Here is a 15,198-nt window from a genome sequence, read left to right as displayed (position 1 = left end):
AACCCCCACACTCTCACACTCTTCCGATGACCCCGATCTCCCTCGCCGACGCCTTCCGCCAGTTCGACGCGACCTGGACGCCCCACGTCGTGGCCGACCTCAACGGGCAGCAGGTCAAGCTGGCCAAGCTCGAAGGCGCATTCATCTGGCACGACCACGCCGACGAGGACGAGCTGTTCTGGGTCGTCCGCGGCCGGTTGCGGATCGAGTTCCGCGACGCGCCGGACGCCGTGCTCGGGCCGGGCGAGATCGTCGTCGTCCCGCGCGGCGTCGAGCACCGGCCGGTCGCCGAGCCGACGGCCGAGGTGGTCCTGTTCGAGCCGGCCTCGACCGCCCACACGGGCGACGTCGTGAGCGAGCGGACGGTCCGCGACCTGCCCCGGCTGTAGGACGAGAGCGGGCGGATCGGCACGAGCGGTTCAGGGGGCCGTCGACTCCGACGATACGCAGGAGGATCCGATGCGCCTCCTCGTCCTCGCCGTCTCTCTGTCCGCGCTCGCCGCGGGCTCGTTCTGGACCCTCACCGAGGGGCCCCTGGCGCCGTCGCCCACGGAGATCGGCACCGGGGACACGGTCGTGGCCTCGCCGGCGATCTCGGTGAGCGAGCGGCCGGCCCGGCCCGCCTCGCCCGAGCGCCCGCCCGTCCAGGAGCGGCTCCGTCACGAGACCTACGCCGTGACGGGCCGGACGGCCGACGCGGTCCTCCGGTCGCTCGTCGAGCGCGGCCCGCGCGCCGAGGGCGACGTCTTCTTCGGGCTGACCCAGACCGAGCTCGACGTCCGCTACAACCCGACGCCGGTCTCGGGCGGGTGCCTCATCGAGGGGACGGAGGTCGACCTCGACGTCGTCGTGACGCTGCCCGAGTGGCTGCCGGCCGGCGACGTGGACCCGGCCCTGCTCCACGACTGGAGCCGGTTCCGCCGGTCCCTCTCGCAGCACGAGCACCGCCACCGCGTGATCGCGCTCGGCGGCGCCGAGGCGGCGTACAAGGAGGTGGCCGGCCTCTACCGGTCGTCGTGCGAGGCGGCCGTCGCCGAGGCCCGGGGCCGGCTCGAACGTCTCGGCATCGAGATCAGCGCGGCCCACCGCCGCTACGACAGCGAGACGGGCCACGGGAAGACAGAGGGGGCCGTCTGGCCGGTCCGGTAGGGGGGGCTCGTGGACCTGTGGATGCGTGGGCTCGTGGGGGGCGGGAGCCGTCCAGTCCTGGCGCCAGCTGGAAGGGACGTGGGGGCGCACCACACCCGGGTGTGGGTACACGGGAGGAGGGGGTTCCCCTCCCACACTCGGGCTTGCGCCGGACCGGCACAGAGCCGACGGACTTGGTGTCACCTGTCCACGACCTCACTTGTTCACAGGTCCATTCGTCTATTCGAACCGAGAGAAGTCGGGCGAGCGCTTCTCGAAGAACGCGGTGAACGCCTCCTGAGCCTCGGGCGAGCCCAACCGCTCGACGAACAAGGCCCCCTCGCGCGCGATCGTCTCGCCGACGGCGTCGGCCGTCGCGTGGCCCAGCAGCGCCTTCGTCTGGCGGACGGCCTCCGGCGGCTTCGACGCGAGCACGGCGGCCCGCTCCAGCGCGTGCGCCACCGGGTCGGCCACGACCGCGTTGACCAAGCCGATCTCGCGCGCCGTCTCGGCCGAGATGGCCTCCCCGAGCAGCAGCAGCTCGGCCGCCCGGACGCGCCCCGCGAGCTGGGGCAGCAGCAGGCTCGACGCCGCCTCGGGCACCAACCCCAGGTCCACGAACGGCATCTTGAGCAGCGCGTCGCGCCCGGCGTAGGCGAGGTCGCAGTGGAGCAGGATCGTCGTCCCGATGCCGATGGCCGGCCCGTCGACGGCGGCCACGAGCGGCTTGGGAAAGGTGGCGGCGGCCTGGAGGAACCGGAAGACGGGGCTGTCGGGGCCCGTCGGCGGGTCCATCATGAAGTCGGCGAGGTCGTTGCCGCCGGTGAACACGCCGCCCCGCCCGCTCAAAACCACGACGCGGACGGCGCCGTCGCGCGCGGCCTGTTCGAGCGCGTCGGCCAGCCGGGCGTACATGGCGCGCGTGAGCGCGTTCTTCTTCTCGGGCCGGTCGAGCGCGAGGTGGAGCACGCCGCCGTCGAGCGTCGCGGCCACGTGGTCCTGGTGAGAGTCGGTCATCGGAGCAGAGGGGAGGCGGCCAAGCTACGGGCGCGCCGGGCTCGGCCCGGCCGTCGGGAGCGCTCGGCCCAGGGCGCCCGCACGCTCGAACGACGCCTCGGCACCGCCTGGCGGACCCCCCGTCCGGCTGCCCATCGCTCCGCTCAGGGGCACCCGGACGGTCCCCCTTCAAGGGGGACAGCTTCCCAACATGGGAGCGGAGCGACCGGAAGGGAAGGAGGGGGTCCACGCCGGAGCGTGCGGTCGCTCAGCCCCCGGCGGACCGCCGCGTATCTTCGAGCGCCCCGCCTCCACGCCCATGTCGAAGATCCCGCCCGGGGGGCCCGCCGCCCTCGCCGCCCCCTCCGCCGCCTCCGTCGACCGCCTCCGTGCGGCCGACGCCCCGCTCGCGCTCCAGGCCGCGCTCGTCGTCGGGACGGCGCTGCTGACGGGGCTGCTGGCCCAGTTCGAGCTGCGCGTCTACCTCTGGGAGGTCCCCCTGACGTTGCAGTCGCTGGCGGTCTACGGGTCCGGCCTGTTCCTGGGCTGGCGGCTCGGCGCGCTGTCGATGCTCCTGTACCTCGCGCTCGGCCTGGTCCTGCCGATGTACGCGGGCGGGGGGACCGGGCTCGGCCACCTGCTGGGCGCGTCGGTCGGCTACCTCGTCGCGTTCCCGCTCGTCGCGCTCGTGGCGGGTGCCGTGACGGAGCGGAGCCGCGGGCTGGGGCGGACGCTGCTCGGGCTCGTCGCCGGCTCGCTGGTCTTGTTCGCGTGCGGCGTCGTCGGGCTCCACCTTGTCGCGGGCTACGGGTGGGCGGAGGCGGCCGTCAACGGGTGGCTGAAGTTCGTCCCCTGGGACCTGACCAAGATCGCCCTCGTCGCCTCGCTCTACGCCGCCGCGCGCCGGGCGACGGCCTGACGCTCCAGTTCCCTCGGTTTTCTCCCGGCGCCCGCCCCACCCGGCGGGCGTCGCGCGTTTGGGGGCTCCGGCTTCCCCTACGGTCCGACCGGCCGTTACCTCTCGCCGGCCACCTGCGGCCCTCTGGTCGCTCACGTTCCCCCCGCTCCCATGCCCCTCCGCTCTCTCCTCTCCGCCGCCCTGGCGCTCGGCGCCGTCCTCACGTTCGGCGCCTGCGACACGACCGAGTACTACGAAGACGACGACACCTCTCTCCGCGTGTTCGTCGCCGACTTCTCGTTCGACCCCGACGAGTACGATCCGCCTCGTGCAGACGAGGACCGAGTCACGGCGTCGTTCGACGCCCGGGACGCACGGGTCACGCGGGGCAACCTTGACGACGCCCTTGCGACGGCCGGTGACGGGGCGCTCGTGATGCTCTACATCGACCTCGAGCTGGTCTCCGCCTTCGACGGCGCCGAGGGCAACACGACGTGGTCGGCCCTCCCGCTCTCGCGCTCGTTCCAGGAGATCGTGCTGAACGACGACGACGGGGTAGGGGAGACCATCTCGGTGGTCGGGTACACGGCGTCGTACGAGTACTCGTTCGACAACCAGGACCTCTACTTCGACGTCGTCTCGTCGATCCCCTACACCGCGTTCTCGGACGACCCCCGCGTCCTGTTCGACTTCCTCGTCCCCCAACGGGCAGATCAGACGGGCAGCATCGACCTCCGGCTGGTCGTGATCCCCGACGAGCTGTACTTCGCGAACGCCGGCGCCGGCGCCCGGATCGACCTCCGCGACTACCAAGCCGTCAAGAAGGCCTACAATCTCCCGGACTGATCGGAGCGTTGCGGGGTGGAGCGAGGTCTGCGCATCCCTCCACCCCGCATCCCCCATCCCTCCCGCCTACACCTCGTTGCGCGCGGTCCAGAGCGCGGCCCGCTGGACGAACTCGTTCGTCGTCGCCAGGCCCAGCTTCTGCTTGATGTGGACGCGGTGCGTCTCGACCGTCTTGGGCGAGAGCATCATGGCGTCGGCCACCTGGGACGTCGTCAGGCCTTGGCCGAAGTAGCGGAACACCTCGAGCTCGCGGTCGGTGAGGTCGGCCACGGCCGACTCGCCCGCCGTGCCCGAGGCGAGGTACGTCCCGACGACGCGCTCGCGGACCCCGGGCGACAGGTGGAGCCGGCCGTCCAGGACCGTCCGGATGGCGTCGAGCAGGACGCCCGAGGCCTCGTGCTTGGCCACGTAGCCCAGGGCCCCCGCGCGGACGGCCCGCTCGGCGTAGACCCGCTCCGGGTAGGCCGAGACGATCAGAATGCGGAGGTCGGGGTGGAGCGCGCGGAGCTGCTTCGTGAGCTCGATCCCGTCCGACCCGTCGATGGCGATGTCGGCCAGGACGAGGTCGGGCTTGGCCGACCCGATGAGGGAGATCGCGTCGGGCCCCGACGACGCCTCGCCGACGACTTCGAGGTCCGGGGCGGAGCGGATGAGGGACCGGAGGCCCTCCCGGGTGATCGGGTGGTCCTCGACGAGGAAGAGGCGGTGCGTCATGGGGAGGAGCCCCCGACACCGACAGCAGGCGCGTGGGGGGGAGAACACGCACGGTACCCATCAGGAAGTTCCCGATGAGCGGGCGTGGGACTGGACGGTTTCACTTTGGACTGAAAGATACGCCGGGCACTCCGGAACGCCGCGCCCCGTTCCTCGTGGGACTCCGCCCGCCTGCCCCCGCCATGCGCTTCCGCTACGCCGACTGGGACCCCGAGCGCCACGGGACGTCGCGCTCGACGTTCGACACGCTCCTCGACCTGTTCCAGCAACTCCTCCTCCACACCGGCGGCGACGCCGCCGAGGCGCTCGCGTGGCTCACGGCCATCGACAAGGAGTACGGCATCACCGACGAGGGGATGGGCCTAGGCGACTTTATCGAGGCGCTCAAGGACCAGGGCTACATCGACCGCGACGACGAGACCGGCGTGGTCTCGATCACGGCCAAGGCCGAGCGCGGGCTCCGGGAGCGCTCGCTCGAAGAGATCTTCCGCGACCTCCGCAAGGCCGGCCGGGGCGACCACAAGACGCCGTTCGCCGGCGCCGGCTCGGAGCGCCAGCCCGAGACCCGGCCCTACAGCTTCGGCGACGACGTCCACGACCTCGACGTGACCGGCACGTTGTCGAACGCCTTCCGCAGGGGCGGCATCGGCGAGTTCAGCCTGGAGCAGGACGACTTCCAGGTGTTCGAGACCGACCACCACACGTCGGTCGCCACGGTCCTGATGATCGACCTCAGCCACTCGATGGTCCTCTACGGCGAGGACCGGATCACGCCGGCGCGGAAGACGGCGCTGGCGCTCGCCGAGCTCATCACGACGCGCTACCCCAAGGACACGCTCGACATCGTCGCGTTCGGGAACGAGGCGTGGGAGGTCGAGATGAAGGACCTCCCGTACCTCCAGGTCGGCCCGTTCCACACCAACACGCGGGCGGGGTTGGAGCGCGCGCGCGACATCCTGCGGCGGCGGAAGAACCGGAACAAGCAGGTCTTTATGATCACCGACGGCAAGCCGAGCTGCCACGTCGAGAACGGGCGGATGTACCGGAACGCCTACGGGCTCGACCGGAAGATCATCAACCGGGTTCTGGACGAGGCCGCCATCTGCCGCCGCGAGGGGATCACGATCACGACGTTCATGATCGCCCGCGACCCGTACCTCCAGGACTTCGTCCGCCAGCTCACGGAGGTCAACCACGGGCGGGCCTATTACGCCGGGCTCGACGAGCTCGGTGGGTTCCTGTTCGAGGACTACGTCCGCAACCGCCGCAAGCGGATGCGGTAGCTCGGGCCCCACGCCCTACCTTGACGTCATGCCGACGACCGCCGCCCGCCCCGCCTCCTCTCCGCGTCCGGCCGACGCGCCGCGCGAGATGACGCCGTACGAGCGGTACCTCGCCGTCTTTCCGGACGGCATGAAGGGGGACCTTATCGACGGGAACGCCATCATCGACATGTCCACGAGCGTCCTCCACGAGCGCCTGTTCAAGTTCCTCCTCATCCTTCTGGAGGGCTACGTCGAGGAGAAGGGGCTCGGTGAGGCGTTCGGCTCGCGGACGACGATGCGTGTGGACGACGAGAACGGGTACGAGCCCGACGTGCTCTTCATCCGGGCCGACCGGCTCGACATCTTAGACGTTAAGGACGCCAAGGCGCCGGTCGACCTCGCGGTCGAGATCGTGTCGCCGTCGTCGGGGACGCGGGACCGCGAGACCAAGTTCGAGGGCTACGAGCGGGTCGGCGTGCCGGAGTACTGGCTCATCGATCCGGTTCGCCGTGAGGCCGCGTTCTACCGGCTCGACGGCGAGCCGTACCGACCGGGTGGCACCTACCGCGCCGTCGCGCTGGTGGACGGCCGGTTCGAGAGCGAGGCCGTGGCCGGCTTCCACCTCGACCCGCAGTCGCTGTTCGCGGACCCGCTGCCGAGCGCGTTCGGCGCCCTGCGCGACCTCCTCGGCGACGGCTGACCGACTGCCCTCGCGAGTATGGTGAGGTGATGCTGGGTCGCTGAGGGGCTGCCCCCCTCATCGGCCTGCGCGTAGGGGCACGCCGGCGGCGTGCCTCGTTCCACCGCGGTCGTCACGGGGACGCCACCGGCGTGCCCCTACGTCCGACGGCGCGTGGGGCATCAATCTGATACGAGGCCCGAATTACAGGCGTCCGAAGCGGGCGCGAGACGGAGGCGGCTGGTTCTGGGAGAAGCCTCACGGGGCGACGGAGTCCTCGGAGCGACCTTCCGACTCACCGACTCACCACCCGCCCGTGCTCCCCCGCGTCCTCGTCGTCACGTACTACTTCCCGCCGGCCGGCGGGCCCGGCGTGCAGCGGACGCTCAAGACGGTCAAGTACCTCCGCGACGCCGGCTTCGAGCCCGTCGTGCTGACGGTCGCCGACGGCGCGTTCCCCAGCCGCGACGCCAGCCTCGAGGCCGACATCCCCGACGGCGTCGAGATCATCCGGACGCGCGCGCCCGACCCGTTCGCCCTGTATGGCCGGCTCACCGGCGCCGAGGCTGTCCCGACCGGCGCCGTCGACCGGCGAGGCCGGCTCGCTCGCGCGGCGCTCTGGGCCCGGGCCAACGTGTTCCTGCCCGACGCCCGCGTCGGCTGGGTCCCGTTCGCGAAGCTGGCGGGCCGGCGCGCGCTCGGCCGCGCGTTTCGGAAGCAGGAGCCGTTCGCCGCCGTCGTCACGTCCGGCCCGCCGCACTCGGTTCACCTGGTCGGCCGGCGGTTGCAGCGGACCGGCGTGCCGTGGGTGGCCGACTTCCGCGACCCGTGGACCGGCATCAATTTCTACGACGACCTCCCGATGTCGCGGCCGGCGCGGGCCCTTGATCGCTGGCTCGAACGCCGCGTGCTCCGGGGCGCCGACGCCGTGACGACGGTCAGCCCGACGTGGGCCGCGAGGCTGGCCGAGGCCGGCGACCTGCCGCCGAGCTGCGTCACCGTCGTCCACAACGGCGTCGATGCCGACGACCTCGCCGCCGCCGCCGACGTGGCCGTCCGCGACGACGCCTTCGTGCTAGCGCACGTGGGGAGCCTCTACGCGACGCGCAACCCGGTCGCCGTGTGGGACGCCGTCCGCGCCCTCCGCGAGCGGGGCGAGGCCGAGCGGCTGACGATCCGGCTGGTGGGGCGGACGGACGCGGCGGTGCGAGAGGCGGCCGAGGCGACGGGCGCTCCGGTCGAGGTCGTCCCCTACGTCACGCACCGGGAGGCCGTGCGCGAGCAGGCGGCGTCGGGGCTGCTCCTGCTCTCCATCGAGCCGTTCGCCGCCGACGCCGGCATGATCACGGGCAAGCTCTACGAGTACCTCGCCTCCGGCCGGCCGACGCTCGCCGTCGGGCCCGTCGGCGGCGACGCGGCGGCGCTGCTCGACGAGACCGGCGGCGGCCGGCTCTTCGCTCGGGACGACGCCGACGGCATCGCGGCCGAGATCCGTCGGCACCACGACGCCTGGGCGGCGGGCGCGCCGGTCGAGGGGGCGCCGCTCGACGCCGTCATGCCGTACACGCGCCGCGCCCAGACCTTGCGCCTGGCCGACGTGATCCGGTCGCTCGGCGACCGTCCCGCCCTGTGACGCCGCCGACCGTCACCGTCGCCGTCTGCACCCGGGACCGCGCCGCGATCCTGGCCGAGACGCTCGCCCACCTGCGCGCGACGATTGGCGAGGCGCCGCCCGGCATCGAGGTGCTCGTCGTCGACAACGGGTCGGCCGACGCCACGCCCGCCGTCGTCGCCGGACTGGCCGACTGGCCCGCGCTCCGGTCGGTCGAGGAGCCGACGCCCGGCCTGAGCGGGGCCCGTAACCGTGCCCTCCGCGCCTCCAGCGCCGAGTGGGTCCACTACCTCGACGACGACGCCTTCGTGTGGCCGACCTGGCTCGACGCGCTCCGCGACGCCGTCGCCCGGCCCGGCGTCGTGCTGGTCGGCGGGCCCATCGAGCCCCGGTTCGAGGCGGCCCCGCCGGCGTGGTTCGACCCGGCGTCGGTCCGGCGGACGTTCGGGGCCGAGGGGCCGCTGTCGGGCGCCGCCGTGCGCGAGGGGTTCTCGGGCGGCAACCTCGCCGTCCGCCGCGACGCGCTCGCCGCCGTCGGCGGGTTCGACGTGGGGCTGGGGATGGTGGCCGGGACGCTGGGGCTGGGGGAGGAGACCGAACTGGCCGGCCGCTTGGTCGACCGCTTCGGCAACGCGACGTGGCACGCGCCCCGGATGGGCGTCGACCACCTCGAGCCGGCCCAGAAGCAGACGCCGCGCTACGTGGCCCGGCGGGCGTTCGTCAACGGCCGGCAGGCGTGGCGCTACGCCGGCGGCGGGCGCGGTCGGAAGGCCGGGTTCAGCGCGCTGAAGGCGGCCAAGCAGATGGCGACGGGGTTGGCGCGGCTGCCGCTGGCGGTCGTCCGGCCCCGAGCGTTCCACCACGCGCTGCGGGGACTGGCGACGGGGGCGGGCGCGGCGGTCGGCGTGGGGCGGGCGCTGCGGGAGCGCGCGAGGTAGAGGATGCTGGCGTCGTGTCGTCCCGTCGCTCGGAGGGCCCGTCCCCGCGCGGCCAGACCACGGCGGTCGGCTGGGTGCACGATTCGTCGTGACAGCACGGAGGGACTCTTCGGCTTCCCCCGAGCGCAGCGAGCCGCCACTCTCCACCCTCTACTCTCCATCCGCCGACGCCCGCTCGGCTAGCTTCGCGTCCATGCCAACCCCGTCCCCCCTCCGCGTCGCCGTCACGAACGTGACGCTGGGCAACGGCGGCGACGCCGCCATCCTGCTCGGGCTCGAGCGCGCGCTCCGGGCGGCGCTCCCGCCGTTCGAGATGACGTTGTTCGAGACCCAGCCCGAGGTCGCCCGCGCCGCGTTCCCCGAGTACGACATTCGGACGGGCCTGTCGAGCGTGGCCTGGCCCCAGATCGCCCGGGGCATCCCGGCGCGGGCCCGCCGAGTCGCGCGGTGGGTCGAGCGCCGGCCCCGGCTCCTGGCCGCCGGCCACGTCTGGGCCGACGGGCGCCACGACCAGGCGCTCGCGCTCGCCGGCCGCGACGGGGCCGACCCGTTCCGCGCGCTCGCTCAGGCCGACGTCGTCGTGAGCACGGGCGGGACGTACTTCGTGCCGGCCTACTGGCTCGGCCCGCGCTACCTCGAGTTCGACGTGCTCCACGCGCTCGGCCAGCCGTACGCGCTCTACACCCAGTCCGTCGGCCCGTTCGACACGATGCCGAAGGACCGGCTGAAGCGGATCTTCGAGGGCGCCCGCGTCACGATGCTGCGGGGCGAGGAGAGCCAGGCCGCCGTCCGCGCCATCGCGCCCGGCGCCCGGACCGTCGTCCGCGCCGACGCCGCGTTCGCGCTCGCCGACGCCGAGACGCTCGCGGCGGCCCGGACGCGCGAGTGGCCGTCGTCGCCGACCGTGGCCATCTCGGTCCGCGACTGGCCCCACTTCACCACCGTCGACTCGGGCCTGGGCATGGCCCGGTACCGCGCCTCGGTCGCCGCGGTCACGACGCACCTGGCCCGCGTCCACGGCGCGACCGTCCGGTTTTTGTCGACGTGCCAGGGCCGGCCGAAGTACCGCTTCGACGACTCGGCGGTGGCCCTCGACATCGTGGCCAAGCTGCCCCCCGACGTCCAGCGGCGGGTCGAGGTCGACCGGGAGGCGCGCGACCCGCTCGCCATCCGCGACGCCTACGGCGAGGCGGACCTGGTGATCGCGACGCGGATGCACGCGGCGATCCTGGCGCTCGCGGCCGGGACGCCCGTCCTCGGCATCGCCTACGAGTTCAAGACGCAGGAGCTCCTCGACGCGCTCGGCGTGCCCGACTGGGTCGAAGACATCGAGACGGTCACGCCCGGCACGCTGGTCCGCCGGCTGGACCGCGTGCTCGGCGCGCTGCCCGACACCCGGGCCGAGCTGGTCGCGGGCGTCGACGAGATGCGCCAGAGCGCGATGGGCTCCGGCGCGCTCATCGCGGAGGCGTTCGCCGACCGGCTCGGGAGGGCGACGAGCGCTGCGTGACGGGCCGAGAGCGTCCCTCGACGCGCCTCCGCGCTCGGGAGGTCGAACGGCGCTGACCCCGTGCGGCCCCTCCCTCCTCACCCCTCACGCCTCGCCCGCCCGTGCTCCGCCGCCTGTTCCACCAGAGCAGCGTCTACGCCGTCGCCAGCGTCACGTCGAAGCTGTCCGGCTTCGTCCTGCTCGCGTTCTACGGCGACCCCGAGGTCCTGCCCACCGAAGATCTCGGCTGGCTCGGCGTGCTCGACGCGACCAAAATGTTCGCGCTGCTGGTGGCCGGGGCCGGGCTCCCGCTGGGGATCCTCCGGTTCGCGTCGTCGCCGCTGCTGAGCGACCGCGAGCGGTCGGCGGTCCCGGCGACGGCGCTCGTGGTGGCCGTCGTGGCGGGAGGGGCGGTGGCTGCCGTCGGGTGGGCCTTCGCCCCGGGCATCGCCGAGACCCTGTTGGAGGCGCCCGACCGAGCCGAGGCCGTCCGCTGGCTGTCCGTGTTCGTCGGGTTCAAGACCGTCTCCGACGTGTCGTACACCGTGCTCCGCCAGCGCGAGCGGGCCGGGGCGTTCGTCCTCGTCGGCGTGTTCGAGGCGCTGCTGCTGGTGGCCGCCGTGGTCGCGTTCCTGGTCGCCGGCCAGGGGCTGACGGGCGTGATGAAGGGGTACGCCGTGTCGGCGGCCGTGACGGCGCTGATCGTGACGCCGGCGCTTCTGGCTCGGGTCGAGCGCCGGGTCGACCGTGCGCTCGTCGGGCGGATGGTGGCGTTCGGGGTGCCGCTGCTGGCGTCCGGCTTCGCGTCGCGGTTCCTCAACATCGGCGACCGCTACGTCCTCGTTGGGATGCTGGGCCCGGAGGTCGGCGCGGTCTACGAGTGGGCGGCCCGGTTCGGCGGCGTCGTCAACTCGTTCCTGGTCCAGAGCTTCGTGCTGGCGTTCACGGTCCTGGGGATGAAAGCGCTCGACGAGACCGGCTCGCCCGACCTCCACCGCCAGTCGTTCCGGCACTTCGCCGCGCTCGCCGGCTGGGTCACGCTCGGGCTCGGCCTGTTCGTGGCCGACGTGAGCCGGTTGCTGACCGAGCAGACGGCGCTCATCGAGACCGAGACGTTGGTGGTGTTGGTCGCCGGCGGGTTCGCGTTCTACGGGCTGTACTACGTCGTGGTCAACGTGCTCTACGTGGCCGGGCGGACGACGGCGATCTCGGTGGCCGTGGGAGCGGCGGCGCTCCTGAACCTGGCCCTCAACCTGGCGCTGATCCCCGTGCTCGGCGCCGCCGGCGCGGCCCTCGCAACGCTGGTGGCGTATGCCGCGCTCGCCGTCGGGACGGCCCGGATGGCCCAGTCGTCGACGCCGGTCGCGTACCCGTGGCGGGCGCTGGCCGTCGTCTGCGGACTCGTGGCGGCGCTGTTCCTGGCGGCCCAGCCGTCGGCCGACTGGGACGTCGGGCCGCGGCTCGCGCTCCGGGTGGCCCTGGCGATGGCCTACGTGCCGGCCCTGTTTGTGAGCGGCGTCTACCGCCGCGACGACTGGGACCGGGCGCGGTCGCTCCTCGCCCGGGAGCACGGCGGGAGCATGGCGGAGGACTCGGCAAACGGCGACCCGACCGACGCGCCGTGACGTAGAGCGGAGCGTCGTAGATTGGGCGCCCGGCGCAGGTCCGCGCCGCCCCTTATCCACACAGAGATCCCATGCCCAACGGAGACTACGGCGCCGCGCTCGGAATGGTCGAGACGCGAGGCCTGGTCGGCGCCATCGAGGCGGCCGACGCGATGGTGAAGGCCGCCCGCGTGAACCTGATCGGAAAGGAGCAGATCGGCGGCGGCTACGTCACCGTGATGGTCCGCGGCGACGTCGGCGCGGTCAAGGCGTCGACGGACGCGGGCGCGGCGGCGGCCGAGCGCGTCGGCGAGCTCGTGTCGGTCCACGTGATCCCGCGGCCGCACACCGAGGTCGAGGCGATCCTCCCGGGCGAGTAGCCCGGTGGCCGAGCCGACCTTCCCGGGCCAAGCGCTCGGCCTGCTCGAGACGCACGGGCTCGTCGCCGCCATCGAGGCGGCCGACGCCATGGTCAAGGCGTCCGACGTCCGGCTCGTCCGCCAGCAGCGGACCGTCCCGGCCCTCGTAACGCACGTCGTGGTCGGCGAGACGGCCGCCGTCCGGGCCGCCGTCGAGGCGGGCGCCGCCGCCGCCGAGCGCGTCGGCCGCGTGGCCGGCCGGCTCGTCATCCCGCGGCCGGCCGACGGCCTGTGGGCGCTGCTCGCGGGCTCGCCGCCGGCCGTGAGCCTTCCGCCCGACGGCGGCGAGGCCTACGACGACCGGACGGTCCGCGAGCTCCGCAAGCTCGCGCGCGACCGCGACGACGACCGGCTCCGGGGCCGGGCCATCGCCCAGGCCACCAAGGACGAGCTCGTCGCCTTCCTCCGCGCTAGCGACCGATGAGCGCCCCGCGCCCGCGCCGGACCCTGATGCTGGTCCGGGACCGACTCCGGGCCCTGCTCCCGTCGGCCGACGAGCCCGACGCCGACGGCGACGAGCCGGCGAGCCAACGCGGGCTGGCCATGCTGCTCTCGGTCGTCGTCGCGCTCGTGATGTGGTTCAGCTTCAGCATGCGCGAGTCGTACCCGGTCACGCTGCGGATGCCCATCGAGGTCGTCCAGACGCCGAGCGGGACGGCCCTCCGCTCGCTCCCGCCGGCCGCCGCCACGGTGACCCTGCGCGGCGACGGCTGGACGCTGCTCTCGCTGCTCCGCCGGAGCCCGACGATCCGGGTCGCGGCCGAGGGCGAGGTCGTGGACCTGGGCGCGGCGCTCCAGGAGGCCGGGCTCCCGGCCGGCATCGAGGTCCAGGCCGTCCAGCCCCAGGCCATCGAGCTCGCGCTCGACACCCGAACGAACCGGCGCCTGCCGATCCGGCTCCGACGGCGGATCGAGACCGAGGTCGGGTTCGACCTGCTCCGCGACCCGACGCTCACGCCCGACTCGGTCACCGTGACCGGCGCCCAGTCCCTCCTCGGCGTCTTGGACTCCTGGCCGACGGAGCTCTTGGTGGCCCAGGACGTCGAGGGCAGCCTGACCCGGATCGTCGCGCTCGCCGACACGTTCGGCGGGCTCCTGTCGCCGTCCGTCACCGCGACGCGCGTCCAGGTCGACGTCGGGGAGTTCACCGAGGCCGCGCGCGAGCTCGAGGTCGAGGTCGAGAACGTGCCGCCGGGCGTGCTCGGCGTCCGGTTCGACCCGCCCCGCGTCCAGGCCGTCTTCCGCGTTCCGGCGGTCGGCGACACCTACGACCGGGCCCTGTCGTCGACGCGCGTCCGCGCCGTGGTCGACTACTTCGACATCGCCCGGGACACGACGGCGACCGACGGGCAGGTCCCGGTCTCGGCGCGGTGGCCGGACAGCATCGACATCCGCGACGTGACCGTCCAGCCGTCCCGCGTCGGCTACTTTATCCAGCGGCCGGCCGAGCGGTCGCCGCTGGACGAGCAGGAATAAGGCGAGACTGCACGGTCGGCCGCGCGGTCCGTCCGGTGATTTGGGGCCTCCTTCCGCCCCCGCATGTTCTTCCTCGCCCTCGCCGTCGCGTGCAGCCTCGCGATCGCCGTCGTGTTCAAGGTGGCCGAGCGCCGCGACCTCGACCGGACGGCGCTGCTGACCGTGAACTACCTCGCCGGGGCCGCGCTCGCGGTCGCGCTCCAGGGCGTCGACGCGCCGGCCGAGCTGTCGGGCGGGCTGGTGGCGCTGGGCGTGGGGCAGGGCGTCCTGTTCATCGCCGGGTTCTGGCTGTTCGCGCTGGCGATCCGCGAGGCCGGGATGGGGCTGGCCGCCGGCGTGATGCGGCTGTCGGTCGTCGTCCCGTTCCTGGCGTCGTGGGCCGTCTGGGGCGAAGTGCCGACGGCGCTCCAGCTCGTCGGGCTGGTGCTGGCGGGGGCCGCGTTCTTCCTGGTCGCCCGGCCCGCGGGGCCACCCGGCAAGGTGGGCCCGCCCGCGCCGGACGGCTCGCCACCCGCCCCGACGGCCGGCGGCCGGACGGTCGGCGTGCTGGCCCTCCTGTTCCTGACGGGCGGGCTCGTCGACGTCAACATGAAGGTGTTCCGGGAGACGTTCTCCCAAGCGGCCGGCGGGACGACGCCGATCTCGACGTTCCTGCTGTTCGTGTTCGGCGTGGCGTTCCTGGTGGGCGCCCTCGCCGTCGGCTGGACGGGGATCCGTACGGGTCGGTGGCCGAGCCGCGCGGCCTGGGCCTGGGGCGTCGGGCTGGGCGTGGTCAACTACTACTCGGCCGAGTTCCTGCTGCGGGCGCTGGAGCGGCTGGACGGGACGGTCGCGTTCCCGGCCAACAGCGTGGCCATCGTGGTCGGCGCGGCCCTCATCGGGCGCGCGGTGTGGGGCGAGGCGCTGTCCCGAGCCAACCTCGCCGGCTTGGGGCTGGCGGTGGCGGCGCTGGTGCTGCTGGCGGGGTAGGCTCGCTAGCGCTCGCGGAAAGGGGAAATGGGGACGGGGAACTGGCAGAGGGGGCGGTGGCTGTGGACAGGTTGGCTGCGCCGTCGCTCCGCGGTCCGGGCGACCTGTGGCCTTCGGGCTTGCGGTCGGATCTGATGACGGTCACCTTCCCTGAACCCTGAACCC

General features: G+C 73.5%; 16 protein-coding genes. 14 read left to right on the top strand and 2 right to left on the bottom strand.

Features of this window, described 5'->3' with window-relative positions:
* Positions 1-26 precede the first annotated feature (26 nt).
* Complete coding sequence (locus ACOOHE_RS15715) at positions 27-389, top strand: cupin domain-containing protein (RefSeq protein WP_420455029.1); 363 nt, start codon at positions 27-29, stop codon at positions 387-389.
* Positions 390-459: 70 nt separating this feature from the next.
* Positions 460-1,149, top strand: coding sequence for a DUF922 domain-containing protein (locus ACOOHE_RS15710; protein ID WP_420455028.1), 690 nt, complete (start codon positions 460-462; stop codon positions 1,147-1,149).
* Between the two features lie 219 nt (positions 1,150-1,368).
* Here the strand turns inward: ACOOHE_RS15710 and ACOOHE_RS15705 are convergent, their stop codons facing one another.
* Positions 1,369-2,145, bottom strand: coding sequence for an enoyl-CoA hydratase (locus ACOOHE_RS15705; protein WP_420455027.1), 777 nt, complete (start codon positions 2,143-2,145; stop codon positions 1,369-1,371).
* Between the two features lie 298 nt (positions 2,146-2,443).
* Between ACOOHE_RS15705 and ACOOHE_RS15700 the strand changes: the two genes are divergently transcribed.
* Complete coding sequence (locus tag ACOOHE_RS15700) at positions 2,444-3,043, top strand: biotin transporter BioY (protein ID WP_420455026.1); 600 nt, start codon at positions 2,444-2,446, stop codon at positions 3,041-3,043.
* Positions 3,044-3,193: 150 nt separating this feature from the next.
* Positions 3,194-3,868 (top strand): hypothetical protein, encoded by a 675-nt coding sequence (locus tag ACOOHE_RS15695; protein WP_420455025.1) that lies wholly within the window; start codon positions 3,194-3,196, stop codon positions 3,866-3,868.
* 66 nt (positions 3,869-3,934) lie between these two features.
* Here the strand turns inward: ACOOHE_RS15695 and ACOOHE_RS15690 are convergent, their stop codons facing one another.
* Entirely contained in the window at positions 3,935-4,582 is a 648-nt protein-coding gene (locus ACOOHE_RS15690; protein WP_420455024.1) for a response regulator transcription factor, read from the bottom strand.
* Between the two features lie 182 nt (positions 4,583-4,764).
* On the opposite strand from ACOOHE_RS15690, the gene ACOOHE_RS15685 reads away from it, so the two are divergent.
* From ACOOHE_RS15685 to ACOOHE_RS15640, 10 genes are all read left to right on the top strand, one after another.
* Complete coding sequence (locus ACOOHE_RS15685; RefSeq protein WP_420455023.1) at positions 4,765-5,865, top strand: vWA domain-containing protein; 1,101 nt, start codon at positions 4,765-4,767, stop codon at positions 5,863-5,865.
* Positions 5,866-5,893: 28 nt separating this feature from the next.
* A complete protein-coding gene (locus tag ACOOHE_RS15680) occupies positions 5,894-6,547 on the top strand; it encodes a Uma2 family endonuclease (protein WP_420455022.1) in 654 nt (217 codons plus the stop codon).
* A gap of 295 nt (positions 6,548-6,842) precedes the next feature.
* Positions 6,843-8,159 carry a glycosyltransferase gene (locus tag ACOOHE_RS15675; RefSeq protein WP_420455021.1) on the top strand — a complete coding sequence of 439 codons (1,317 nt, stop codon included), beginning with the start codon at positions 6,843-6,845 and terminating at the stop codon, positions 8,157-8,159.
* A complete protein-coding gene (locus ACOOHE_RS15670; protein ID WP_420455020.1) occupies positions 8,156-9,076 on the top strand; it encodes a glycosyltransferase family 2 protein in 921 nt (306 codons plus the stop codon). Before ACOOHE_RS15675 ends, ACOOHE_RS15670 begins: the two co-directional genes overlap by 4 nt.
* Positions 9,077-9,269: 193 nt before the next feature.
* On the top strand, positions 9,270-10,586 hold the full coding sequence (locus ACOOHE_RS15665) for a polysaccharide pyruvyl transferase family protein (RefSeq protein ID WP_420455019.1): 1,317 nt from the start codon (positions 9,270-9,272) through the stop codon (positions 10,584-10,586).
* 101 nt (positions 10,587-10,687) lie between these two features.
* Positions 10,688-12,190: a lipopolysaccharide biosynthesis protein gene (locus ACOOHE_RS15660; protein ID WP_420455018.1), complete on the top strand. Its 1,503-nt coding sequence runs from the start codon at positions 10,688-10,690 to the stop codon at positions 12,188-12,190.
* A 71-nt stretch (positions 12,191-12,261) separates the two neighbouring features.
* A complete protein-coding gene (gene eutM, locus ACOOHE_RS15655) occupies positions 12,262-12,549 on the top strand; it encodes an ethanolamine utilization microcompartment protein EutM (protein WP_420455017.1) in 288 nt (95 codons plus the stop codon).
* 4 nt (positions 12,550-12,553) lie between these two features.
* Positions 12,554-13,012 carry a BMC domain-containing protein gene (locus ACOOHE_RS15650; protein WP_420455016.1) on the top strand — a complete coding sequence of 153 codons (459 nt, stop codon included), beginning with the start codon at positions 12,554-12,556 and terminating at the stop codon, positions 13,010-13,012.
* Positions 13,009-14,064, top strand: a complete 1,056-nt coding sequence (locus ACOOHE_RS15645; RefSeq protein WP_420455015.1) for a hypothetical protein — start codon at positions 13,009-13,011, stop codon at positions 14,062-14,064. Before ACOOHE_RS15650 ends, ACOOHE_RS15645 begins: the two co-directional genes overlap by 4 nt.
* Positions 14,065-14,127: 63 nt before the next feature.
* On the top strand, positions 14,128-15,033 hold the full coding sequence (locus tag ACOOHE_RS15640) for an EamA family transporter (protein ID WP_420455014.1): 906 nt from the start codon (positions 14,128-14,130) through the stop codon (positions 15,031-15,033).
* Positions 15,034-15,198: the final 165 nt, after the last annotated feature.

Origin of the sequence: Rubrivirga sp., from assembly GCF_965213695.1 — a bacterium.
Lineage (GTDB): Bacteria > Bacteroidota > Rhodothermia > Rhodothermales > Rubricoccaceae > Rubrivirga.
Note: the sequence above shows the minus strand (reverse complement) of the source record. Positions and strands in the feature narration are given on the sequence as shown.